The sequence below is a fragment of the Sphingomonas sp. genome (assembly GCF_035944535.1).
GTDB lineage: Bacteria > Pseudomonadota > Alphaproteobacteria > Sphingomonadales > Sphingomonadaceae > Sphingomonas_B.
Genome location: NZ_DASZBC010000002.1, coordinates 118711 through 141430, shown reverse-complemented (window position 1 = coordinate 141430; position 22720 = coordinate 118711). Strand labels below are relative to the sequence as shown.

The following is a 22720-nucleotide window of genomic DNA, read 5'->3' as shown; positions in this document are numbered from 1 at the left end:
CTCGTCCACGGGGTGTAATCACTCTTGAGGCGAACGGGGCACGCAGGTTCGGGAGAGGATTGATGCGCAGGACCTTACTCAAGCTGGCCTTGGCGGCGGCTGTTGCGACGCCGGCGAGTGCCGCCACCTTCGTCGAGACGTTCGACGGCCCCACCTTGTCGCCGGCGCTGTCCACCTCCCTTGCGCCCGGCTTCAGCTTCGCGCTGAACGGAGGACGCGGCGTGATCTCCAAGGATGCGCAGACCGGCGGCGGCTTTGGCAACGTGAACACCAATTTCTCGCTGCTGGGCGACTTCTCTGCGACGGTCACAGCCGACCGCACCAACAATCTGTCGGCCTCGTCCGGGCTCGCAAGCGGCCATGTTGCCGGCTTCACCGACGTCTATTTCTTCGGCGCGAGCAACGTCGTCGCGAACATCTTTGTGCCGAGCCCGCCGGGTTTCGGCCAAACCATCCTCAGCGATTCCGACCAGGTAGTGAATTTCCGCATCCGGCGCGTCGGCAACACCATCTTCGAGGAATATGATCCGGAACAGGACGGCAGCTTCGTGGTGGTTCGCCAGGCAACCGGCGACGCCCTGCTGGGCGCTGTCACCATCTCGCTCTTCATGGGCCAGGAAGCGGGCAATCAGGGCGCGGCGTCGATGGCCTATGACAATCTCGTGATCACCGCAGATGCCTTCCGCACCGCTGTGCCGGAGCCGGCCAACTGGGCGATGATGATCGCTGGCTTTGGCCTGCTCGGCGCGGCCTCGCGCCGCCGGGCGCGGGTAGTCTTTGCCTAAGGTCTTCGCGCCGCCTCAGTCTTCCGGCAGGTTGAGGCGGCGCGAGACGGTGAAGTCGACCACCGACACCAGGAAATAGGCGAGGGCATGGCGGGCGCGGGCGACGCCGCTGCCCCAGCCCGTCATCTCCTTGAGCGTGACTTCGCGGCTCTGCTCCCGCTCATGAGCGAAAAGAGTGCGCAGCTCCTCCGCGAACGCCTTGTCCTCGACCCGCAGCATCAGCTCCATGTTCAGGAACAGGCTGCGCATGTCGAAGTTCGCCGAGCCGATATGCACGGCATCGTCGATGATGAAGAGCTTGGTGTGCAGCTTGGCCGGCTGGTATTCGAAGATCCGCACGCCTTTGCGCAGCAGTCCCGGATAGGTGAAGCGCGCCGCGGCGATGGTGGTGGTGTTGTCCGAATGGGCAGCGGTGATCACCTGCGCGTCGCCGCGCTTGCCAACGCGGTCAAGGCGGCGAAGCATCGCCGGGCTGGGGGCGAAATAGGCCGCGATCAGATGGACGAGGCGCGCGCGCCGCATGTCGTGACGGACCGTGCGGGCCCAGGGACTCAGGCGCCGCGTCGGGCCGCCCATCAGCCAGCGCACGCGGCCCTCCGGCTCGCTCCACCGGGACAGCGCACGGCGCAGCTCCCGCATGCGGGAGCGCGGCCGCTTGGTCCAGGCGAGCAGCGCATCGACATAGCCGGTCAGGCGCCCGGCCGCCGGGCCTTCGACCAGCAGACCGAGATCGCGCCAGCCCTCGTTTTCGGCGAAATAGCCATCGGCGATGTTGAAGCCGCCGACGATCAGCCTCTGCTCGTCGGCTAATGCCAGCTTCTGGTGATTGCGCAGCAGATAACGCCGTCCCCAACGCGGCAGGAAGCGGCAGATGTCGGCTCCGGCGTCGCGCAGCGGCTGCAGGAACGCCTCGTCGGCATCACTGCCGAAACCGTCGATGATCAGGCTGACCGCCACGCCACGCGCGCAGGCGTCGATCAGCGCGTTGCGGACGCGCTGCCCGGTCCGGTCGTCGGCGAAGGTGTAATAGAGCAGGCGCAGCGTCCGTTCGGCGCCGTCGATCAGGGAGAGGAGGCCGAACAGCCTTTCGTCTGCCTCGATCAGCAGCGACAGGCGGTTGCCTTCGACTTCGATCTGCTCGCCTGCCCCGCTCACCGCTCGCTCATGCGCCCGGCGACTGTCAGGCGCAAGTTGACTTGGAGGCCTGGCGCATCTATGTCCCCCGCCTTCCCGAACTCCCGGAAAACCATAGGCTGGAGCGTTAAATGGCGCGCGTTACCGTCGAGGATTGCGTCGACAAGGTCCCGAACCGCTTCGATCTGGTGCTGCTCGCGGCGCAGCGCGCGCGGCAGGTGTCGGGCGGCGCCGAGCTGACCATCGACCGTGACCGCGACAAGAATCCTGTCGTCGCACTGCGCGAGATCGCCGAAGAGACGATCCAGCCGGAGCATCTGCGCGACACGCTGGTCGCCAGCCTGCAGCGCGTGCAGGTCGATGACGACGATGCCGTCGACGAGCTCGGCTCGCTGGCCCAGCAGGCCGAAGCGCTGCGCCTGACCGCCGCTGCCCCGCCGCGCAATCAGAACATGGGCGGCGACTACGAGTAAGCGCTGCTGAGCCGTTTGGGGAACCAAGCGGCTTCGCTGTCGGTTCGGACGCGGAACCAAAAGCGAAAGGCTGTTCCATGAAGTTCCTGTCCCACGGCGTCGCCGCTGCCGGTCTCGTCCTGCTCGCCGCATGCGGCGGCAATGCCGACGACAAGGCGGCCGAGAACATCTCCGAGATGACGGAGAACAAGGCGGATGCGCTCGAAGCGCAGGCCGACAATATGGGCGGCGCCGCCGAAGACCAGCTCGAAGACAAGGCCGACCAGGTCCGCGAAGCGGGCGAGGACGCGGCCGACCAGGCCGACGATAACGACGATCCGCGCGTCGAGAACCAGGTCGCCAATCAGATCAACGGGATGTAGTCCCCTTCGCCGCGACGGGGCCGGTGACCTTGGCGTTGCCGTCCCGCGCGATGACGATCATCCAGCCGCGGCCGTCCTCGCAGCGTACCGTCCAGGCGGCTTCGCCGTTCATTGGCCCGGCGTCCTGCTCCGCCACGACCTGCTGACAGGCCTGCTGCGCGTCGCGGATCGCGCGCAGGAAGGTCGCCTTGCGCTGTTCGGGCGCCATAGTCCTGATTTCGGCGACATAATCGGTGCCGTTCGCCGCCGGGGCCGAAGTAGCGGCATTGCTGCTGTTCCCCTCGTCCGTTGCAGGCGTGCAGGCGGCCAGCGCTGCTCCGGCGGCGATCGCTAGAATGTGTTTCATGTCACTCCTCCTCGGCCGATTTTCCGTAATCTGCTATGCGAGGATGGGGCCAAGGGGAAGGCAGGGGCATGATCCGGATTGCAGTGGCGGTGGCGGCGCTCGGCATGGCGGCGGCGCTTGCGGCGCAGAATGCCGCGGAGTTCGAGTTTTCGCCGGTACCGCGCTGGTCGAAGGAGCCGGAGAATGGTGAGCTGTGTAAGGCGGTCATGGCGGAATGCCCGGCGTTCAGATCGGGCGACATCGAGGCCAATATGGCCTTTGACGAACTGCACGATGTGCGCGGCTATCTGATCGGTATCCGCATGACTCGCTCGACCGGATGCAAGCCGCTCGACGAAAGCGTGATGCTCGGCCGCAAGGAGTTTCGGCAGCGCTTCGAGTCCAAAGACACCCCATCCCTCGACGACGTCACTGTCGAATTGCGCGACGGCATCGATCCGGCGGGCGTGCGTATCGTCCAACGCGTCGACAATATGCAGATCGGCATGGGCTGCGCGGCGGACTAGCTCGCCGGTTCAGCGCAGCCGCGCCGGCGCTCGCCGCCGACGATCAGGTCCACACTCATCGGATAAAGTTTGTCCGACATCCCGTCCGAACAGCCAGGAGCGGCGCTGAGGCGAAGCTCGAAGAGCCGACCGTCCAGCGCACCTGACCAGACGGGCCCATCCGGGGCCTCGGAAAGACGCGTCCAGAGGCGCGTGCCTTTCGGATTCTCCGGATGCGAATAGGTGATACAACGCCCGACGATCCGCGCGTTCCAGAAGGGCTCAGTGCCGATTGCGCGCAACGGAGCGGCATCGAGCCGCTTCTGTCCCTGCATAAGGCATGGATGGATTTGGCTCCCGGTCGCTACGGCGGTGTCACCTTTCGGCCGCTTCGCTTCGGAGCAGGCAGCCATCGCAAGAAAGACACAGAGGAGCAGCCGCTCAACCATGGCTCTCCAACGCCGCGATGATCGGCCAGGGTCCCTTGCTTGCCACGCGGTCATGGCATGAACCGAAGCATCGGATCATGGCTCCGCAGGACCCCCAGCGACAGCCGCACCGATCCGTAGTCTCCCTGATTCCCGGGGTGACGATCTCCTGCCATCCCGCTGGTGGAACAGGGAGGCCGAGATGAAAAATGTCCTGATGCTGGCGCATGACGATAGCGGCCAGGAAGCACGGCTGCAGGCGGCGCTGGATCTTACCCGCGCGCTTGGCGGGCATCTGCATTGCGTCGATGCCGTGCAGGTGCCGGTGATGGTCGACAATTTCGGCGGCGCCGCGACGACGGTCCTGCTTTACGACGGACGGCAGCGCGAGGCCGAAAATCGGCGCGCGGTCGAAGGTCGACTCGCTCGTGAGGATGTGTCGTGGAGCTGTACCGAGGCCATCGGCGACTTCAGTCGCTGCATCGAGGAAGCAGCGCGTACCGCCGATCTCGTCGTGCTCAACCGGCAGCTTGACCGCACCGGCCCCGACATGCGCCGCATCGCCACGGATGTGCTCACTCACACCCGTGCGCTGGTGGTCGCGGTGGACGATGACCTGCGCGGCTTCGATGCCGCGGGTAGGGCGATGATTGCCTGGGACGGGTCCGAGACCGCGATGGCGACGATCAAGCGTGCCATCCCCCTGCTCCGCCTTGCCAGCGAAGTGCGCATCTTCCAGGCCGGCCCGCTTTCCGAAGCGGCAATTCCGGCGGACGAGGCCGCCGCGTATCTGTCCCGTCACGGCATCAGGGCGGACGTCGAGATTGCGCGCAGGCCCGACAGCATTGCCGTTGCGATTCGGATGGCGGCCGAGCGCTCTGGCGCGGCCTATCTGGTGATGGGCGCCTTCAAGCATGGCGTGCTCAAAGAAGCGCTGCTCGGCGGCGTGGCCCGTGCAATGCTGAGCGCGTGCAACCTGCCGCTTGTCTTGGGGCACTAAGACGAGGACGCCGCCCGGCTTCTGCCCGGCGGGGCCTCACACGTCCAGATTGGCGACGCTGAGCGCGTTTTCCTGGATGAACTCGCGGCGCGGTTCGACGACGTCGCCCATCAGCCGGGTGAAGATCTCGTCGGCCACATCGGCCTGAGCGATCTCGACCTTTAGGAGCGAGCGCACGTCGGGGTCGAGCGTCGTTTCCCATAATTGCTCGGCGTTCATCTCGCCAAGCCCTTTGTAGCGCTGGACCGACAGCCCCTTGCGGCCTGCGGCGAAGATCGCTTCCAGCAGTTCCGACGGCCGGTTAACGGCCGCGCCTTTCGGATCGGCGGGAGCGTCCTCGCCTTCTTCCGCCGAAGCCTGCTTGACTGACACCAGCCGCGACGGCGCGGCATAGCTGTCCGCCTGCTCCTGCGAGAGGCTGTGGAGCTTGCGCGCTTCCGCCGAGCCCAAGAACGCCGCCTCGACGACATGGTGGTCGGTCACACCCCGCCACAGCCGTTCGAGATGATAGCCGCCCTCTGCCGCCACTCGCCCGCTCCATCGCGCTTCCAGGTCGCTGGCGTCGAGCCAGGCCGAGACCTTGGCGATCGCCGCCGCCTTGGCGTCCACGATCAGGTCCGGAGCCAATGCGCCGCCGATCGCCAGCGCTTCGATGATCGTCGGATCATAGCGGCGTGGCACGTAAGCCATCAGCGACCGCATGCGGCGCGCATGATCGACCAGTTGGCGAAGATCGTCGCCGAAGCGGGTGCCCTCAGCCGTCTCCAGCCGCATCGCCTCGACGCCAGCGCCGATCAGGTAATCGTCCATCGCCGCCTGGTCCTTGAGGTAGGTCTCGGACCGGCCGCGCGCGACTTTGTAGAGCGGCGGCTGCGCTATGTAGAGGTGCCCGGCCGCGATGATCTCCGGCATCTGCCGGTAGAAGAAGGTCAGCAAGAGCGTGCGGATATGGGCACCGTCCACGTCCGCGTCGGTCATGATGATGATCTTGTGGTAGCGAAGCTTTTCGAGGTTGAAGTCGTCACGGCCAATGCCGGTGCCGAGCGCCTGGATCAGGGTGCCAATCTCTTTCGACGACAGCATCCGGTCGAACCGCGCGCGCTCGACGTTCAGGATCTTGCCCTTGAGCGGCAGGATTGCCTGATAGTGCCGGTCGCGGCCCTGCTTGGCTGAGCCGCCTGCGCTGTCGCCCTCGACCAGGAACAGTTCGGACTTGGCGGGATCACGCTCCTGACAGTCGGCGAGCTTGCCGGGCAAGGAGGCAATGTCCATGACGCCCTTGCGCCGGGTCAGCTCGCGCGCCTTGCGGGCCGCTTCGCGCGCGGCGGCGGCATCGATGATCTTCTGGACGATCGCGCGGGCGTTCTGCGGATTCTCCTCCAGCCACTCGTCCATTTTGTCGGACATCAGCTGTTCCATAGGCTGACGCACTTCGGAGCTGACGAGCTTGTCCTTGGTTTGCGAGCTGAACTTCGGGTCCGGCAGTTTCACCGAGACGATCGCGGTCAGCCCCTCGCGCATGTCGTCGCCGGTCAGCGTCACCTTTTCTTTCTTTAGCAGCCCCGACCGCTCGGCATAGCCGTTGAGCGTTCGCGTCAGCGCGGCGCGGAAGGCCGCCATGTGCGTGCCGCCGTCGCGCTGCGGGATGTTGTTGGTGAAGGCGAGGACGTTCTCGTAATAGCTGTCGTTCCACTCCAGCGCGATGTCGATGCCGATGGCGTCGCGCTGGCCGGAAATGGCGATCGGTTCCGGGAAGAGCGGAGTCTTGGCGCGGTCCAGATACTTCACGAACGCAGCGATGCCGCCTTCGTAGAACAGGTCGTGCTCGACCTTCTCCTCGTGCCGCGCGTCGACCAGCCGCAGCCGCACGCCCGAGTTCAGGAAAGCGAGCTCGCGATAGCGATGTTCCAGCTTGTCGAAATCGAACTCGGTAATTTTGAACGTCTCGGGAGAGGGCAGGAAGGTGACGCGCGTCCCCTTCTTCCCCTCGGGCGCGTCGCCGACGACCTTCAGCGGCGCTTCGGCGTCGCCATGACGGAAGCGCATCCAATGTTCCTTGCCGTCGCGCCAGACGGTGAGCTCAAGCCATTCGGAGAGCGCATTCACCACCGAGACGCCGACACCATGCAGGCCGCCCGACACCTTGTAGGCATTGTCGTCCGACGTGTTCTCGAACTTACCCCCCGCGTGCAGCTGGGTCATGATGACTTCGGCGGCCGACACGCCTTCTTCCGGGTGAATGTCGGTCGGGATGCCGCGGCCATTATCCTCGACGGAAACAGAGCCGTCCGGATTCAGCTGGATCAGGATAAGGTCGCAATGGCCTGCCAACGCTTCGTCGATCGCATTGTCGGAGACCTCGAACACCATGTGATGGAGGCCGGAGCCGTCATCGGTGTCGCCGATATACATGCCGGGGCGTTTGCGGACCGCGTCCAGGCCCTTCAGCACCTTGATAGAATCGGCGCCGTAACTGTTCGAATTGGGGGAAGTTGCCATGCCGAGCATATAGGAACTCGGGGGCAGGAACGAAAGCGAAATGGCCGGTCAGAAGCCGCTGACGCTGTGCGCCGCGCGCTCTCCCGCACGCTCCGCCCAGTGCGTGGCCGCGGCGCTGTTCTCGAACAGCTTCGCGGTCAGTTCGCTGCCATTGAACGCCTTGTCGCAGACCAGGGTCAGTGACAGCGCGATTGTCAGGTTCAGGACTTTTCTCACGCGCGCAAGGTTAGCTAGGCAGCGTTAAACCAAGGTTAGCGCAAGCAGGAAGCCGCCGGCCGAACCGGCGGCTTCCCAACTCGCACCCGGCGCTTAGGCCAGGGTGACCTTCGTACGACGGCTGCGGCGGGTCGCCGCACCCAGCATGCCGAAGCCGCCGAGCAGCATCGCCCAAGTCGCCGGTTCCGGAATGGCGTCAGGGTTGTTGCCCAGCGCCGGCACCGTGACTGAACCGAGCGTATAGACCGGGGTGTTGGAACCGCCCGGGAAACCGTCCGGATTGTTCTTGGTGGTCAGCGTGAAGAAGGCGTCACGCGCGCGTCCGCCAAGCGTCGACCGGGCGCCGAGCCCGTTAAAGTCCAGCGGCACGAACGGCCCGCCGGTATTGCGGATATTCGGTCCCGTATAGGTGAAAACCAGGTTCACCAGCGTGGGATCGTCGGTGAAACCAGGAGTCACCAGCGCGGTCGGGCTGGTGAATTCGATCGAGGCCGTCACGCCGGGGCTCGGTGCGAAGACCGAACCGGCGATATAGCCCGCAAAGTCGAAGATCACGAGCCGGTCGCCGGTGCGCAGGCCTTCATCCGGGCCCAGAGTGCCCTGATAATTGAAGGTGAAGTCGTTGGGACCGTTGGTGGTGACGCTTTCAAGCGTGATCACCGCAGCATTTGCGGAGCCCGCCAACCCGATAGCCGCTGCCGCGGCCAATACCCACTTTTTCATAAGCTACACTCCCTGCACGGGACGTTTCCCGCAGTTTCGACCCGAGCTCCGCCGCCGGCTCGCGGCAGATCACCCAAGCGTCACAACACGCACTCGCGGGTCCGGTTCACGAGCCGGTTAAATTTTGTTTAACCATGTGTGAACAAGGCGGATGGACCGGCTTGGGTCAGGCCGGTTGGGCAGGCTTTCCCCGGCGCGAGAAGGCGAACAGCGGCATGCCGGATGCAGCCAGCGCGAGAAGGGTAAGCCAGCTCACCGCGCTCGACTGCGCCGCCGCCCAGGCGCAGACGGCAATCCCCGCGATCACAAGGCTCAGCACGAAGGGTCGACCACCCTCAAGCTTTGGAAGCGCGGCGATCGCGAGCGCATAGACGAACATGCGGGCGAGAGTTGAAACGACCGCCAGCCAGACGAAACTGCCGCTGAGTGCCAGCGCTGCGATCAGCGCACCCATGAACAGGATCGAGTTGGCCGGTGTGGCGAAGCGGGCATGCACGCGCCCGAACCAGGCCGGGGCGAGCCCGTCGCGCCCGAGTGCGTAGGTGATGCGCGTCGACCCCGTCATGCCGCCGCTGATGTTTCCCAGAAGCGAGAAGATGACCGTCGCGGTCAGAAGCACCGCCCCGGCAGGCCCGAACACCCGGCCGGCAAGCTCGACCAGCGGGGCGTCTCCGCCTGCTCCCCTGTCCATCCAAGCGACATAGGCTGCCTGCACCAGCGTGTAGAGGAGCGCCGTTGCGATCACTGTGCCGATCAGCGCGCGCGGGATGGTGCGCCTCGGGTCGCGCGTCTCGCCGGCCGCCACCACGCTGTTTTCAAAGCCCACGAATGCATAGAGGATCAGCAAGGCGGCTGCGCCAAGCTGGTCACCGGGAGGCAGGATCGTCGATATGTTGGGGGCGCGAAGCCCGAGCGCCCAGAGCGCGAGCAGCAGCAGGGGCGCTGCCTTCAGCAGGGTCAGTGCATCGAGTGCCCTTACGGCCCGCCTGACCCCCACGATGTTGATGGCGGTGGTCAGCGCGACCATGGCCAGGATTGCCGCGGCGCGGCCCAGGCCTCCTGCTGCGGCGGGCCAGAAGACAGACAAATAGGTGGCGAACACGGTCGCATTGGCTGCCAGCGCCGCGACCCGCGCGACATAATAGAGCCAGCCGGCCTGGAAGGAGGCGAAGCGCCCGAACGGCGCGGCATAGGCGACCGGTCCTCCGGTCGCGGGAAAGTGCGCCGTCACACGGGCGAACGGCACTGCGATCACCAGGAACAGCGCGCCGAAGAGGGGAAAGAGCAAAGGGCTGAATGCCCCGAAGCGGTCGAAAAGCGTGCCCGGCAGCACGAAAATGCCGGCGCCGACCAGGCCGTTGAACGACAGGAAGGCGGAGCCGAAAAAGCTGATGTCCCGCTTCAGCGGCTCCTCGGCCGGTGCTGCGATCAAAGGAAGAAGCTGCCTTCGATCACCGTGACGGAGCGTCCGCCGAGTACCGCCCGATCGCCTGCGAGCGTGCAATCGACACGGCCGCCGCGGGCGCTCGCCTGAAAGGCGGTGAAGCTCGGGCGTCCCAGCCGTTCCGCCCAGAAGGGGGCGAGCGCGGCATGGGCCGAGCCGGTCACCGGGTCTTCGTCGATGCCGAAGGAAGGCACGAAGACGCGGCTGACCACATCGGTGTTCGTCCCCGGAGCAGTTGGCACGACCATGACGTGGTGCCGTCCGAGCGCGCGAAAGTCGGGCTCCAGCGCCCGCACCGCCGCTTCATCCTTCAGCAGCACGATCACCGTCTCCTCGGCCGCGTCCGTCGCCGACGCCCAGGTCGGCGCATCCGGCACTCCGAGGGCCGCGGCGATCTCGGGCCGCGGCTGCGGGGACATGAAGGTGGCGGGCAGCTCCATCGCATAGCCGTCGCCTGCGCGGCGAACGGTCAGCACGCCGGCTTTTCGGGTGCGGAAGCGAACCCGTTCGCGGTCGCCAATCAGATGATGACCGGATGCAAAGGTGGCATGGCCGCACAGGGCGACCTCACACGCGGGCGTGAACCACCGCAGCTCGTAATCCGCGTCGCCTTCGGCCGGGATAGTGAAGGCCGTCTCCGACAGATTGTTCTCGAGCGCGATCGCTTGCAGCACATCGTCGGGCAGCCACGCGTCGAGCGGCATCACCGCCGCCGGGTTCCCGCCAAAGGGACGGTCGGCAAAGGCATCGATCTGGACGAAGGGCAGCTTCATGTCTCGGGCGTCTCTCTCAAGCGTTCGTCGTGCTGGCCGGCGCGGTCGATCCGGCCTTCCGGGTCGAGATGGATCAGCACTTCCGCGCCGGGGAAGGCGGCATGCAAATTATCTTCGGCCGCTTCGACGATCTCATGCGCTTCGGCAATGGTCATGTCCGGATCGACCCACACGTGAAATTGCGCGAAATCATGCGCGCCGCTGGTCCGAGTGCGCAGGTCGTGAATGCCCCGAAAGCCGCGCTGCCGGTTGGCGAGCTGCACGAAGCGCTGGCGTTTCTCCTCCGGCCATTCGCGGTCCATCAGCTGGTCGATCGCGTGCGAGGATGACTGCCAGGCGCCGCGGGCGAGCCACAATGCGATCAGGACCCCGAGCACCGGGTCGGCGCCGCGTAAGCCTCCCCAGCTTTCCAGCGCCAGCGCAACGATGACGCTGCCGTTCAGCAGCAGGTCGGACTGGTAGTGGATATTATCCGCCGTGATCGCGACAGATCCGGTGCGGGCGATGATCCGGCGTTGATAGGCGAGCAGCAGGAAGGTCGCGGCGATCGCGACCAGCGACACGCCGACGCCGAGTTCCGGGTCCGCCGTTGTGCCGCCGGTCCGCAGTCGGTCGATCGCCCGCCAGAGGATGCCGGTCGCCGACACCGCGATCAGCGCCACCTGAGCCAGCGCGACCAGCGCCTCCGCCTTGCCATGGCCGAAGCGATGATCGCGGTCCGCCGGGGTCGACGCCAGCTTGACTCCGTAGAGCGTCAGCAGCGACGCCATAACGTCGAAGCCGGTATCGGCGAGCGATCCGAGCATCGCCACTGATCCCGTCGACCAGGCGGCATAGGTTTTCAGCGCGAGCAGGAAGAGCGCCATCGACACGCTCGCGATCGCCGCGCGCGCGGTCAGCTTGCCGTGCTGCTGCAGCCGCTCGTCGGTCACGGATAGAGCAGGCCTTCGCGCCAGCCCGTCCCGTCGCGCACGAACAACCGCCGCTCGTGCAGCCGATGCGCGCGGTCCTGCCAGAATTCGATCCGCTCCGGCGCCACGCGATAGCCGCCCCAATGCGGAGGCCGGGGCACCGGCTGGCCTTCGAAGCGGCGCTGCATCTCCTCGAACCGCCGCTCGAACGTCGCACGCGCATCCAGCGGTCGCGACTGGTCCGACGCCCATGCGCCCAGTTGAGAATCGCGGCTGCGGGATGCGAAATACGCGTCCGACTCTTCGTCCGACACTTGGGTCACCGGCCCCTCGATCCGGATCTGCCGTCGCAGCGACTTCCAGTGAAACAGCAAGGCCGCGTTCGGGTTCGCCGCGAGCTCGCCTGCCTTCCGCCCCTCCTGATTGGTGTAGAAGACAAAGCCGCGCGGGTCGAAACCCTTCAGCAGCACCATGCGCACCGATGGCCGCCCCTGCGCATCGGCGGTCGCCAGCGCCATCGCGTTCGAGTCGTTGATCTCGGTGTTCCGTGCCTCATCATACCAGGCACGGAACAAGTCGAACGGGTCGGTCATGGGGGCGCTTTACGGCCCCTGTGCGCCCAAGGGAACGACTCTCGTGCTGGCACATTGAATCGGCCTCGCAACGAAGGTGACTCATGGCCGCACGCGCCTATTGGCAGGGACAGATCCGTCTCGCGCTCGTCTCGATCCCGGTTGAGATATACTCGGCAACGAAGAGCGGCGCCCAGATCTCGTTCAACCAGATTCACGAGCCGTCAGGCAAGAGGATCAAATATGAAAAGGTCGCGCCGGGCATCGGCCCGGTCGACCCCGACGAGATCAAGCGCGGCTTCGAATATGAAAAAGGCTCCTACGTCCTGCTCGAGGACGAGGAGATTGACGCGGTCAAGCTCGAGTCCAAGAAGACGCTGGAACTGACTCAGTTCGTCGATGCCGACGAGATCGACGTGCTCTATTTCGAAAAGCCCTATTATGTCGTGCCCGCCGATGATCTGGCCGAAGAGGCGTTCATCGTGCTGCGAGAAGCGCTCAAGCGCACTAGGAAGGTCGGCCTCGGCCAGCTCGCGCTGCGCGGCCGCGAATATATCGTGAGCTTGAAGCCATGCGGCCGCGGCATCGTGCTGGAAACGCTGCGCTATGCCGACGAAGTGAACAAGGCGCAGAGCTATTTTCGCGACATCGGCGACGCCCAGCCGGACGAGGAGTTGCTCGACCTGGCCGAAACGCTGATCGCCAAGAAGACCGCGCCCTTCAAGCCGGACCAGTTCCACGACCGCTATGTCGATGCGCTGAAGGATTTGGTGCAGAAAAAGCTCAAGGCCAAGGGCGGCAAGGTCAAGCCGGAACCCGAGGACGAGGCGCCCAAGCGTGGCTCCAACGTGGTCGATTTGATGGCGGCGCTCAAGAAGTCGCTGGAGAAGCCAGGCGCGCAGAGCGGCGACGCGGAAGAGAAGAAGCCTGCGCGCAAACCTGCGGCGAAATCGCCCGCGGCCAAGCCGCCGCCCCGCCGCGCCCCCGCCAAAAAGCGCGCGGCGGGATGAGGCTCTGAATGGCGACAAGCGCCCGCGATCCGCTCGCCCGCTACAATGCGAAGCGGGATTTCACCAAGACCGCCGAGCCGGCGGGCAAGGTCGCGAAGGCTGCGGGCAACAGCTTCATGGTCCAGAAGCACGACGCGACGCGGCTGCACTGGGACCTGCGCCTCGAACTGGACGGCGTGCTCAAAAGCTGGGCAGTGACGCGCGGGCCCAGCCTCAATCCGGACGACAAGCGCCTCGCCGTCCGCACCGAAGACCATCCGCTTTCCTACGCCACCTTCGAAGGCACGATCCCCAAGGGCGAGTATGGCGGCGGCACGGTGATGCTCTGGGATCGCGGCACCTGGGCGCCGATCAAGGGCAAGAGCGCCAAGGACCTGGAGAAGGGCCACCTCCACTTCATCCTCCATGGCGAACGGATGAAGGGCGAATGGCTGCTGATCCGCTTGAAGCCGCGGCCGAAGGAGCGCACCGAGAGTTGGCTGCTCCGCAAGATCGACGACGAATATGCCGGCGGCTCGGGCGACCTGGTCGATCGCTGCCTCACCAGCATCAGCACCGGCCGCACGATGGAGGAGATCGCGGCGGGGGTGGAAGCGAAGGCCTCCAAGGCTGCTCCCCGGCGAAAGCCGGGGTCCAGGAGCCGCACAGGGGAGACGCAGAAAGTGGACCCCGGCCTTCGCCGGGGAACGGGCAGGAAGCTTCCCGCTTTCCAATCCCCCCAGCTCGCCACTCTGGTCGACGCCGTGCCGACCGGCTCCGCCTGGCTGCATGAGGTCAAATATGACGGCTACCGCGTGCTGCTTGCGGTCGGCGGCGGTGAGGCGAAGGTCTTCACCCGCTCCGGCCTCGATTGGACCGAGAAGTTTCCCGAAGTCGCCGCCGCCGGCGCCGCGCTGGATGTCGGCTCGGCACTGATCGACGGCGAAGTCGTAGCGCTCGACCAGTCCGGTAGGCCAAGCTTCTCCGCCCTGCAGGATGCGCTCAAGCGGGGCGGCAAGGGGCTGGTGATGTTCGCCTTCGACCTGCTCTCGCTGGACGGCGAGGACCTGACGCGCCTGCCCAATCTCGAGCGCAAGGAATTGCTCCGCCCGGTCATCCCGCAGGATGGACCGATCGCCTATGCCGAACATGTGATCGGCGCCGGCGAGCAACTGTTCAAGACCATGTGCCGCGAAGGCTATGAAGGCGTAGTCTCCAAGCGCGCGGACGCCCCCTATCTCGGCAAACGCACGCAGAACTGGCTCAAGATCAAATGCATCCAGCGCCAGGAATTCGTCATCGTCGGCTGGACGCCAAGCGAGGCGCGCGGCCGCGGCTTCCGCTCGCTGATCCTGGCGGTGAACGATGGCGGCACGCTCCGCTTTGCCGGGAAGGTCGGCACCGGCTTCGATGCGAAGCTGATCGAGGAGATCAGCACCAAGCTGGCGAAGCTCGCCACCGACAAGGCTCCGGTCGAGGCGCCGCGCGCCGCCGTACGAGGCGCGCGCTGGGTGAAGCCCGAGCTTGTCGCCGAAGTCGCCTTTACTGAGTTCACCGCCGACAATGTCGTCCGCCATGGCAGCTTCATCGGTGTGCGCGAGGACAAGAAGCCGAGCGAAGTGAAGCCAGAGAAAGCGGCGAAGGCGCCGCCCGCACCCGAACTGTCGATCAAGATCAGCAATCCCGAACGCGTCATCTACCCCGATTCCGGCATCACCAAGGGTCAGTTGGCGAACTACTACGCGCAGGTCTCCGGCATCATGATGCCGTGGCTCGCCAACCGCCCGATCAGTCTCGTCCGTTGCCCGCAGGGCCGCGCGAAAAAATGCTTCTTCCAGAAGCACGACGCCGGCAGCTTCGGCGAGCATGTCCGGCACGTGCCGGTCAAGGAGAAGAACGGATCGACCGAGGACTATCTCTATGTCGATTCAGCCGAAGGCCTGCTCACCTGCGTGCAGATGGGCACGATCGAGTTCCATGGCTGGGGCAGCCTCGTCAGCGACTATGAGAAGCCCGACCGGATGGTGTTCGACCTCGACCCGGACGAAGATCTGGGCTTCGATCAGGTCAAGAAGGCGGCGTTCGACCTGAAGCGCTATCTGGGCGATCTCGGCCTCGTCACTTTCCCGATGCTGACCGGTGGCAAGGGCGTTCATGTAATCGCGCCGCTCACCCCCCGTGCCGAATGGCCGCAGGTGAAGGACTTCACGCACCGCTTTGCGCTTGCCCTATCGGAAGCCGAGCCCGACCGTTTCCTCGCCAACATGTCCAAGGCGAAGCGCAAGGGCCGCATCTTCATCGACTATCTGCGCAACCAGCGCGGCGCGACTGCGATCCTGCCCTATGCCGCCCGCGCGCGGCCGAATGCGCCGGTGGCGGCGCCGGTCAGCTGGGAGGAACTGAAGGACCTCGACACCGCCGCGCGCTGGACGGTGCTCGACGGCGCCAAGCTGTTGGAGCGGGCGAACGCCAAGGCGCTCGCCGGTTGGGGCATCGCCGACCAGGCGCTGCCGGATTTCTGAGGTCTCAGCCGTGCTCCGGCGAAGGCCGGAGCCCTGCGTCACAAGGCTCCTGCCTTCGCAGGAGCACTGGGGGGGCTGTCACCGCGCAATTCCGCTCGCGGCGAGCACCGCCAGCGTCACCAACTCCGACGCGCGGGTCGCCATGGTCGCGATCTGCACCGGCTTGGCCATGCCGACGAGCATCGGCCCGATCACCGAATCCCCGCCCAGTTCGCGCAGCAGCTTGGCGGAGATGTTAGCCGACTGCAGCCCGGGCATGATCAGCACATTCGCCGGCCCCGACAGCCGCGCGAAGGGGTAGTTTGCCAGCACGCGCGGATTGAGGGCTACGTCCGGCGCCATCTCGCCTTCATATTCGAAGCTGACGCCGCGCTGGTCGAGCAATGCCACGGCGCCGCGGATGTTCTCAAGGAACTCGCCGGGCGGGTTCCCGAAGGTCGAATAGCTGAGGAACGCCACCCTGGGCTCATGGCCCATACGGCGGGCGACGGCGGCGGTCTGCTCGGCGATGTCGGCGAGTTCGGAGGCGGTGGGCCGCTCGTTGACCGTCGTGTCCGCCATGAACACGGTGTGGGCCTGGCCGACCAGCACATGAATGCCGAACGGCGTGCGGCCTTCTTCAGGATCGAGCACGCGGCGGATCTCGCGCATAGACTGGGCATAGGTGCGGGTGGTGCCGGTCAGCATCGCATCGGCTTCGCCCATTTCCAGCAGCAGCGCCGCGAACACATTGCGGTCCTGGTTCACCATCCGCTCGCATTCGCGCAGCAGATAGCCGCGCCGCTGCAGCCGCTCGTAGAGCCGCTCCGCCATCTTCGGCACCAGCGGCGAGTTGCGGCTGTTGTGCACCTCGAAGCTTTGCGGATCGTCGACGCCGAGCGCCTTCAGCTTGTCGTACACGTCCTCGCGGCCGACCAGCACCGGCGTGCCATAGCCGCCGTCGCGGAACTGGATCGCGGCGCGCAGCACCACTTCCTCTTCGCCTTCCGCGAACAGCACCCGCTTCGGATTGTCGCGCGCCGCTTCGTAAGCCAGCGTCAGCACCGAAGTGGTCGGGTTCAGCCTCGCCTTCAGCGACTGGCGATAGGCGGCCAGGTCCAGGATCGGCTTGGTCGCGACGCCCGAGTCCATCGCAGCCTTTGCAACCGCGGCTGGAACGATCTCCATCAGCCGCGGATCGAACGGTGCCGGGATGATATAGTCGGCGCCAAAGCTATGCGCCCGCCCGCCATAGGCGGCCGCGACTTCCTCCGGCACCTGCTGCCGCGCCAGTTCGGCCAGCGCCTGGGCGGCGGCGATCTTCATCTCGTCGTTGATCGCGGTCGCGCGCACGTCCAGCGCGCCCCGGAAGATGAAGGGGAAGCCCAGCACATTGTTGACCTGGTTCGGATAGTCGGACCGGCCGGTGGCGACGATCGCGTCCGGCCGCGCGGCCTTGGCCTCCGGTGGCGTGATCTCCGGGTCGGGATTGGCCATGGCGAAGATGATGGGGCGCGCCGCCATCTTCATCACCATGTCCGGTTTCAAGGCACCGGCTGCCGAAAGGCCCAAGAAAATATCCGCGCCTTCCAGCGCCTCGTTCAGCGTTCGGCGATCGGTGTTCGCGGCATGGGCGGACTTCCACTGGTCCATGCCTTCGGTGCGGCCCTGATAGATCACGCCCTTGCGGTCGCACATAATCACATTGTCGTGGCGCACGCCCATCGCCTTGATCAGCTCGGTGCAGGCGATGGCGGCGGCGCCTGCGCCGTTCACCACGACCTTCACGTCCTTCAGTTCGCGGCCGGTCAGATAGCAAGCGTTGATCAGCCCGGCAGCGGTGATGATCGCCGTGCCATGCTGGTCGTCATGCATGACCGGGATCTTCATCCGCTCTTTCAGCGCCTGCTCGATAATGAAGCAGGCAGGTGCGGCGATGTCCTCCAGATTGATGCCGCCGAAGCTCGGCTCCATCAGCGCGACGGCATTGATGAAGGCCTCCGGGTCTTCGGTGGCGAGTTCGATGTCGATCGAGTCAACATCGGCGAAGCGCTTGAACAGCACCGCCTTGCCTTCCATCACCGGCTTGGAGGCAAGCGCGCCGAGATTGCCGAGTCCCAGAATGGCGGTGCCGTTCGAGATCACCGCGACCAGATTGCCCTTGGCGGTATAGTCATAAGCGCAGCCCGGATTGTCGGCGATCGCCCGCACCGGCACCGCGACACCGGGCGAGTAAGCGAGCGACAGGTCTCGCTGCGTCGCCATCGGCTTGGACGCGACGATCTCGATCTTTCCCGGCCGCCCCGCCGAGTGAAACAATAGCGCCTCGCGCTCCGAGAATTGGACGTTCGCGTTCTCGCTCATCGGGGCCCCTCGATCTGTTCATCTTCGACCCTAGAGGCGGAGCGCCGGGCTTTCCAGTCCGCCCGCACATGCTATCGCGCGCTGGTGACGCTCTATCCGCTGCTCCGGCCCTTCGTTTTCCAGCTCGATGCCGAACGCGCCCATCGGCTGACCATCGCTGCGCTGAAAACCGCGCCGCCGCTCGGCGAGCCAGTGAGCGATCCCGTGCTGGCAACACAGGTTTCCGGCTTGACCTTTCCAAATCCGGTCGGCCTCGCTGCCGGGTTCGACAAGGATGCCGAGGTGCCGGCGCAGATGCTGGGGCTCGGCTTCGGCTTTGTCGAGGTCGGCACGCTGACCCCGCTGCCTCAGGCCGGCAATCCGCGCCCGCGCCTGTTTCGGCTCGCCGAGGACCGTGCCGTCATTAACCGCATGGGCTTTAACAATGGCGGGCAGGCGGAGGCGCTGGGGCGATTGCAGCGGCTGATCCGGCGGACTGGGCCGGTCGGCGTGAACATCGGCGCCAACAAGGATGCGGCTGACCGGATTGCCGATTATGCAATCGGCGCGCGCGCAATGGCGGGCGTGGCCGATTATCTGACGGTCAATATCAGTTCGCCCAACACGCCCGGCCTTCGCACGCTGCAGACCGCCGCAGCGCTCCGGGAATTGCTCGACGGTGTGATGACGGCGCTGCCGATCCAAAAGCCCGTCTTTCTCAAGGTCGCGCCCGACCTCGAGCCCCCGGAAATCGACGAGATCGCGCGCGTGGCAATCGACAGTGGCGTGCATGCGCTGATCGTGGCCAACACGACCGTCTCCCGCCCGGCCCTGCGCTCCAGCCACTCTAACGAAGCGGGTGGCCTGTCAGGCGCCCCGCTTGCCGTCCTGGCAGCAGAGAAACTGAGAGCATTTCGCACCGCAACCGGAGGCGCGCTGCCCCTGATCGCGGCGGGCGGCATCGGCAGTGCGGACGAGGCTTATGCCCGCATCCGCGCCGGCGCCTCGCTCGTCCAGCTCTATAGCGCCCTTGTTTACGAAGGACCTGGCCTCGCCCGGCGCATTGCTCGCGGATTGGCCGAGCGGCTGCGGCGTGACGGCTTCGCCAATGTCGCGGAGGCGGTCGGCGCTTGAGGTTCGGCGCGAGCGCTCTAGTGTCGCGCGCAATGATTGCTCGCCTGCTCAAGTCGCTGCTGCCGCTGGCCGTGCTCACCGGTTGCGCCACTGCCACCACCCGACCCACGACGCCTGCCAGCGCCGGCGCCGTCTCCGCCGCCGATCCGCGCGCCGCAGCCGCAGGACAAGAGATGCTGCGTCAGGGCGGCAGCGCCGTCGATGCGGCGATCGCGATTGGCATCGCGCTGACGGTCGTTGAGCCGCAATCCTCCGGTATCGGCGGGGGCGGGTTCCTCGTCCTCCACGACGGACGGACCGGCAAGCTCACCAGCTATGACGGGCGGGAGGTTGCGCCCGGCGCCGCGACGCCCGCCTTGTTCCTCGATGAGAGCGGCAAGCCGCTTCCTTATGGCGAGGCAATCCCGGGTGGGAAGAGCGTCGGCGTCCCCGGCAATATCCGGATGTGGGCGATGGCGCACCGCGCGCATGGCAAGCTGCCTTGGGCCAAGCTGTTCGAACCCTCTATCCGACTTGCCCGCGACGGGTTCGAGATCACGCCGCGCATGGCCGAGTTCCTCCAGTCGCGTGGACGGGGCGCCGCCTTCTCGCCTTGGGGCAGCGCCTATTTCTTCAAGATGGACGGCACCGCTCGCCAGGCGGGCGACGTGCTGAAGAATCCTGATCTTGCGGAAACGCTGACCGCAATCGCCTTGCGGGGACCCGATTCCTTCTATGTCGGGCCAATGGCGCAGGCGCTGGTGCAGACAGTGCGCGGCGCCTCGAAGAATCCGTCGCAGATGACGGCCGGCGACCTTGCCGCCTATGAGGCCAAGCAGCGTCCGGTCATGTGCGGCACCTATCGCCGCCACCGCGTCTGCGGCATGGGTCCGCCCTCCGGCTTCGTCACCATGTTCGAGATGCTGAAGCAGCTGGAGCGCTTCGACCTGCGCGCGCTCGGCCGCGACAATCCCGAGGCCTGGCATCTGATCGCCGAGTCCCAGCGGCTGGCCTATGCCGACCGCGACGCCTTCATGGCCGATCCCGATTTCACGCCGGTGCCTGCCGCCGGACTGATGAGCGACTCTTATCTGTCCGCTCGCTCAGCCCTAATCCGTGCCGACGGTCGCATCGCCAAGGCGGTTGCCGGTACGCCGCCCGGCGCGCGCCCGGTCACGCCCGCGCTGTCGCCCGAGCCTGCGGGCACATCGCACATGGTAGCCGTTGATGCCGCCGGAAACGTCGCCACCATGACTTCGACCATTGAAGGTCCATTCGGCTCAGGCCTGACCGTGGGCGGCTTCTATTTGAACAACGAGCTGACCGACTTCAGCTTCGCACCGGAGCGGGACGGCGCACCCGTCGCCAATCGCGTCGAGGCCGGCAAGCGTCCGCGCAGTGCCATGTCGCCGACCATCGTCTATGCGCCCGATGGGCATGTCCGGCTGGCACTGGGTGCGGCAGGCGGGGCGACGATCATCGCCCAGGTTCTGAAGACGATCATCGCCGTGATCGATTGGGACCTGCCGGTCGAGGAGGCCATCGTGTCGCCGCAGCTGGTCGCGATGGGGGATAATGTCGCGGTCGAACAGGGCACTGCCCTGGAGTCGATGATGCCCGCGCTCCGCGCCAAGGGGCATAATGTCGTCGCGCGCGCGCTGCCGCTCAAAGGAAATGCGATCGAGTGGCGGGGCGGCCAGTGGGTCGGGGGCGCGGACCGGCGCAGCGAAGGCGCGGCGCTGAAGGAATAAGCCGTAAGAGCGGCTGAGAGGGGAGAGGCCATGCGCCAGTTCGAGCAATATCCGAACTTGGTCACGATGTTCTTCAGGCGCGCGCGCGAGGAGGGCGACAAGCCCTTCCTCTGGCGCAAGCAGGACGGCGCGTGGCAGTCGATCAGCTGGGCCGAGGCGGCGCGCCGTGTCTCCGCCCTTGCCGCCGGACTGAAGGGGCTCGGCCTCCGGTCCGGCGACCGCGTCATGCTGGTGTCGGAGAACCGTCCCGAATGGTGCATCGCCGATCTGGGCATCATGGCGGCCGGTTGCGTGACGGTTCCGACCTACACCACCAATACCGAACGCGACCACCTTCACATACTGGAGAATAGCGGCTCGGCGGCGGTGATCGTCTCGACCGAGAAGCTGGCGAAAACTTTGCTGCCGGCCGTGCTCCGTTCCGATACCACACGGCACGTCATCTCGATGGACAGCGTCAAGCTGCCGCAGGGCGGCGACGTGTCCTTCCATCGCTGGGAAGATCTGCTCGCCACGCCGGCGGATGTCTCCGCTGCGGAAGATCAGGCCGCCCGGATGCAGCGTGGCGACCTTGCCTGCATCATCTACACGAGCGGCACCGGCGGCGCTCCGCGCGGCGTGCAGCAGCATCACGGCGCGATCCTCAAGAATGTCGAAGGCTGCGTGCAGATCATCGAGGAGGATTTCGGCTGGGGCGAGGAAGTGTTCCTGTCCTTCCTGCCCCTCTCCCACGCCTATGAGCATTCCGGCGGCCAGTATCTGCCGATCGGGCTGGGCGGGCAGATCTATTATGCCGAAAGCATGGAGAAGCTCGCCGCGAACATCGAGGAGACGCGGCCCACCATCATGGTCGTCGTCCCGCGTCTGTTCGAAGTGCTGCGTCAGCGCATCGTCAAGAATATCGAGAAACAAGGCGGGCTCGCCGCCAAGCTGCTCGACCAGGCGCTTGCGATCGGGGCCAAGGACCTGGAGGGCCGCAAGAGCTGGCGCGACAAGCCGATCGATCTCGCGCTGGACGCGCTGTTCCGCCCCACGATCCGCAAGCGCTTCGGCGGGCGGATGAAGGCGATGGTGTCAGGCGGGGCGCCGCTCAATCCCGAGATCGGCATCTTCTTCCACTCGCTCGGGCTGATGGTCCTGCAAGGCTATGGCCAGACCGAGGCCGGGCCGGTGATCAGCTGCAACCGGCCGAAGGTGGGTATCGGCATGCACACGGTCGGCCGGCCGCTCAAGGACGTGGAAGTGAAGATCGCCGAAGATGGCGAAATCCTATGCCGCGGCGAGCTGGTGATGCACGGCTATTGGCAGAACGACGCCGAAAGCGCGCGGGTGCTGAAGGACGGCTGGCTGCACACCGGCGATATCGGCCATCTCGACGATAAGGGCCGCATCGTCATCACCGACCGTAAGAAGGACCTTATCGTCAACGACAAAGGCGACAATGTCAGCCCGCAGAAGGTCGAGGGCATGCTCACTCTGCAGCCCGAAATCCTGCAGGCGATGATCTATGGCGACCGCCGCCCCTATCTGGTCGGGCTGATCGTGCCCGATCCGGAATGGACGGCTGAATGGTCCGTGCGGAACGACTATAAATGCGACTTCGCCGCGCTGGCCTACAATCCGATGTACAAGGCGGCGCTGATGTCGGCGGTAGACCGGGTCAACAAGGACCTGTCGGTGATCGAAAAGGTCCGCCGCATCGTCGTCGCCGACCAGCCCTTCTCGATCGAGAATGAGCAGATGACGCCGTCGCTCAAGATTCGGCGTCACGTGCTGAAGCAGGTCTATGGCGCGCGGCTGGACGCCTTGTACAAGGGCTGATCTGGTCGGCGGGGAAACAACATCCGTCGAATGCGGATAGCTCGCGGACAG

Annotated in this window: 21 protein-coding genes; 10 read left to right on the top strand and 11 right to left on the bottom strand. The window is 65.9% G+C overall.

Annotated elements, in window-relative coordinates; all coding sequences use genetic code 11:
- Positions 1–62: 62 nt before the first annotated feature.
- Entirely contained in the window at positions 63–785 is a 723-nt protein-coding gene (locus tag VGT77_RS01210; protein WP_327458759.1) for a PEPxxWA-CTERM sorting domain-containing protein, read from the top strand.
- A gap of 15 nt (positions 786–800) precedes the next feature.
- Here VGT77_RS01210 and VGT77_RS01205 read toward each other — a convergent pair whose 3' ends face one another.
- On the bottom strand, positions 801–1940 hold the full coding sequence (locus tag VGT77_RS01205; protein WP_327458757.1) for a phosphatidylserine/phosphatidylglycerophosphate/cardiolipin synthase family protein: 1140 nt from the start codon (positions 1938–1940) through the stop codon (positions 801–803).
- 110 nt (positions 1941–2050) lie between these two features.
- On the opposite strand from VGT77_RS01205, the gene rpoZ reads away from it, so the two are divergent.
- Both rpoZ and VGT77_RS01195 read left to right on the top strand, forming a co-directional pair.
- Positions 2051–2392: a DNA-directed RNA polymerase subunit omega gene (gene rpoZ, locus VGT77_RS01200; RefSeq protein WP_327458755.1), complete on the top strand. Its 342-nt coding sequence runs from the start codon at positions 2051–2053 to the stop codon at positions 2390–2392.
- A 77-nt stretch (positions 2393–2469) separates the two neighbouring features.
- Positions 2470–2754 (top strand): hypothetical protein, encoded by a 285-nt coding sequence (locus VGT77_RS01195; protein WP_327458753.1) that lies wholly within the window; start codon positions 2470–2472, stop codon positions 2752–2754.
- On the opposite strand, the gene VGT77_RS01190 is transcribed toward VGT77_RS01195, so the two are convergent.
- Positions 2741–3100 carry a hypothetical protein gene (locus VGT77_RS01190; RefSeq protein ID WP_327458751.1) on the bottom strand — a complete coding sequence of 120 codons (360 nt, stop codon included), beginning with the start codon at positions 3098–3100 and terminating at the stop codon, positions 2741–2743. The genes VGT77_RS01195 and VGT77_RS01190 overlap by 14 nt on opposite strands.
- 68 nt (positions 3101–3168) lie before the next feature.
- Between VGT77_RS01190 and VGT77_RS01185 the strand changes: the two genes are divergently transcribed.
- Complete coding sequence (locus VGT77_RS01185) at positions 3169–3606, top strand: hypothetical protein (RefSeq protein WP_327458749.1); 438 nt, start codon at positions 3169–3171, stop codon at positions 3604–3606.
- On the opposite strand, the gene VGT77_RS01180 is transcribed toward VGT77_RS01185, so the two are convergent.
- Entirely contained in the window at positions 3603–3920 is a 318-nt protein-coding gene (locus VGT77_RS01180) for a hypothetical protein (RefSeq protein WP_327458747.1), read from the bottom strand. The genes VGT77_RS01185 and VGT77_RS01180 overlap by 4 nt on opposite strands.
- Positions 3921–4215: 295 nt before the next feature.
- Between VGT77_RS01180 and VGT77_RS01175 the strand changes: the two genes are divergently transcribed.
- Positions 4216–5013 carry a universal stress protein gene (locus tag VGT77_RS01175; RefSeq protein ID WP_327458745.1) on the top strand — a complete coding sequence of 266 codons (798 nt, stop codon included), beginning with the start codon at positions 4216–4218 and terminating at the stop codon, positions 5011–5013.
- Positions 5014–5049: 36 nt separating this feature from the next.
- Here VGT77_RS01175 and gyrB read toward each other — a convergent pair whose 3' ends face one another.
- The 7 genes from gyrB to pdxH form a co-directional block, all read right to left on the bottom strand.
- Positions 5050–7512, bottom strand: coding sequence for a DNA topoisomerase (ATP-hydrolyzing) subunit B (gyrB, locus tag VGT77_RS01170; protein ID WP_327458743.1), 2463 nt, complete (start codon positions 7510–7512; stop codon positions 5050–5052).
- A 48-nt stretch (positions 7513–7560) separates the two neighbouring features.
- A complete protein-coding gene (locus VGT77_RS01165; protein WP_327458741.1) occupies positions 7561–7728 on the bottom strand; it encodes a hypothetical protein in 168 nt (55 codons plus the stop codon).
- A gap of 93 nt (positions 7729–7821) precedes the next feature.
- On the bottom strand, positions 7822–8451 hold the full coding sequence (locus VGT77_RS01160; RefSeq protein WP_327458739.1) for a PEPxxWA-CTERM sorting domain-containing protein: 630 nt from the start codon (positions 8449–8451) through the stop codon (positions 7822–7824).
- 166 nt (positions 8452–8617) lie between these two features.
- The gene (locus VGT77_RS01155) at positions 8618–9883 is read right to left on the bottom strand and encodes an APC family permease (RefSeq protein ID WP_327458737.1); all 1266 of its coding nucleotides are present in this window, start codon (positions 9881–9883) and stop codon (positions 8618–8620) included.
- On the bottom strand, positions 9880–10668 hold the full coding sequence (locus VGT77_RS01150; RefSeq protein ID WP_327458735.1) for a PhzF family phenazine biosynthesis protein: 789 nt from the start codon (positions 10666–10668) through the stop codon (positions 9880–9882). Before VGT77_RS01150 ends, VGT77_RS01155 begins: the two co-directional genes overlap by 4 nt.
- Positions 10665–11600, bottom strand: coding sequence for a cation diffusion facilitator family transporter (locus VGT77_RS01145; protein ID WP_327458733.1), 936 nt, complete (start codon positions 11598–11600; stop codon positions 10665–10667). The genes VGT77_RS01150 and VGT77_RS01145 overlap by 4 nt, the downstream gene beginning before the upstream one ends.
- On the bottom strand, positions 11597–12172 hold the full coding sequence (gene pdxH, locus VGT77_RS01140; protein WP_327458731.1) for a pyridoxamine 5'-phosphate oxidase: 576 nt from the start codon (positions 12170–12172) through the stop codon (positions 11597–11599). Before pdxH ends, VGT77_RS01145 begins: the two co-directional genes overlap by 4 nt.
- Before the next feature lie 83 nt (positions 12173–12255).
- On the opposite strand from pdxH, the gene VGT77_RS01135 reads away from it, so the two are divergent.
- Positions 12256–13161: a Ku protein gene (locus VGT77_RS01135; RefSeq protein WP_327458729.1), complete on the top strand. Its 906-nt coding sequence runs from the start codon at positions 12256–12258 to the stop codon at positions 13159–13161.
- An 8-nt stretch (positions 13162–13169) separates the two neighbouring features.
- The gene (ligD, locus tag VGT77_RS01130) at positions 13170–15662 is read left to right on the top strand and encodes a DNA ligase D (protein ID WP_327458727.1); all 2493 of its coding nucleotides are present in this window, start codon (positions 13170–13172) and stop codon (positions 15660–15662) included.
- Between the two features lie 78 nt (positions 15663–15740).
- On the opposite strand, the gene VGT77_RS01125 is transcribed toward ligD, so the two are convergent.
- Positions 15741–18005 carry an NADP-dependent malic enzyme gene (locus VGT77_RS01125; protein ID WP_327458725.1) on the bottom strand — a complete coding sequence of 755 codons (2265 nt, stop codon included), beginning with the start codon at positions 18003–18005 and terminating at the stop codon, positions 15741–15743.
- Positions 18006–18089: 84 nt separating this feature from the next.
- Between VGT77_RS01125 and VGT77_RS01120 the strand changes: the two genes are divergently transcribed.
- Genes VGT77_RS01120 through VGT77_RS01110 form a run of 3 tightly spaced genes read left to right on the top strand, consistent with a single transcriptional unit; the run spans position 18090 to position 22669 of the window.
- The gene (locus tag VGT77_RS01120) at positions 18090–19118 is read left to right on the top strand and encodes a quinone-dependent dihydroorotate dehydrogenase (RefSeq protein ID WP_327458723.1); all 1029 of its coding nucleotides are present in this window, start codon (positions 18090–18092) and stop codon (positions 19116–19118) included.
- A gap of 32 nt (positions 19119–19150) precedes the next feature.
- Positions 19151–20848 carry a gamma-glutamyltransferase gene (gene ggt / locus VGT77_RS01115; RefSeq protein WP_327458721.1) on the top strand — a complete coding sequence of 566 codons (1698 nt, stop codon included), beginning with the start codon at positions 19151–19153 and terminating at the stop codon, positions 20846–20848.
- A 30-nt stretch (positions 20849–20878) separates the two neighbouring features.
- Complete coding sequence (locus VGT77_RS01110; protein ID WP_327458719.1) at positions 20879–22669, top strand: AMP-dependent synthetase/ligase; 1791 nt, start codon at positions 20879–20881, stop codon at positions 22667–22669.
- The last annotated feature ends 51 nt before the right edge of the window (positions 22670–22720 follow it).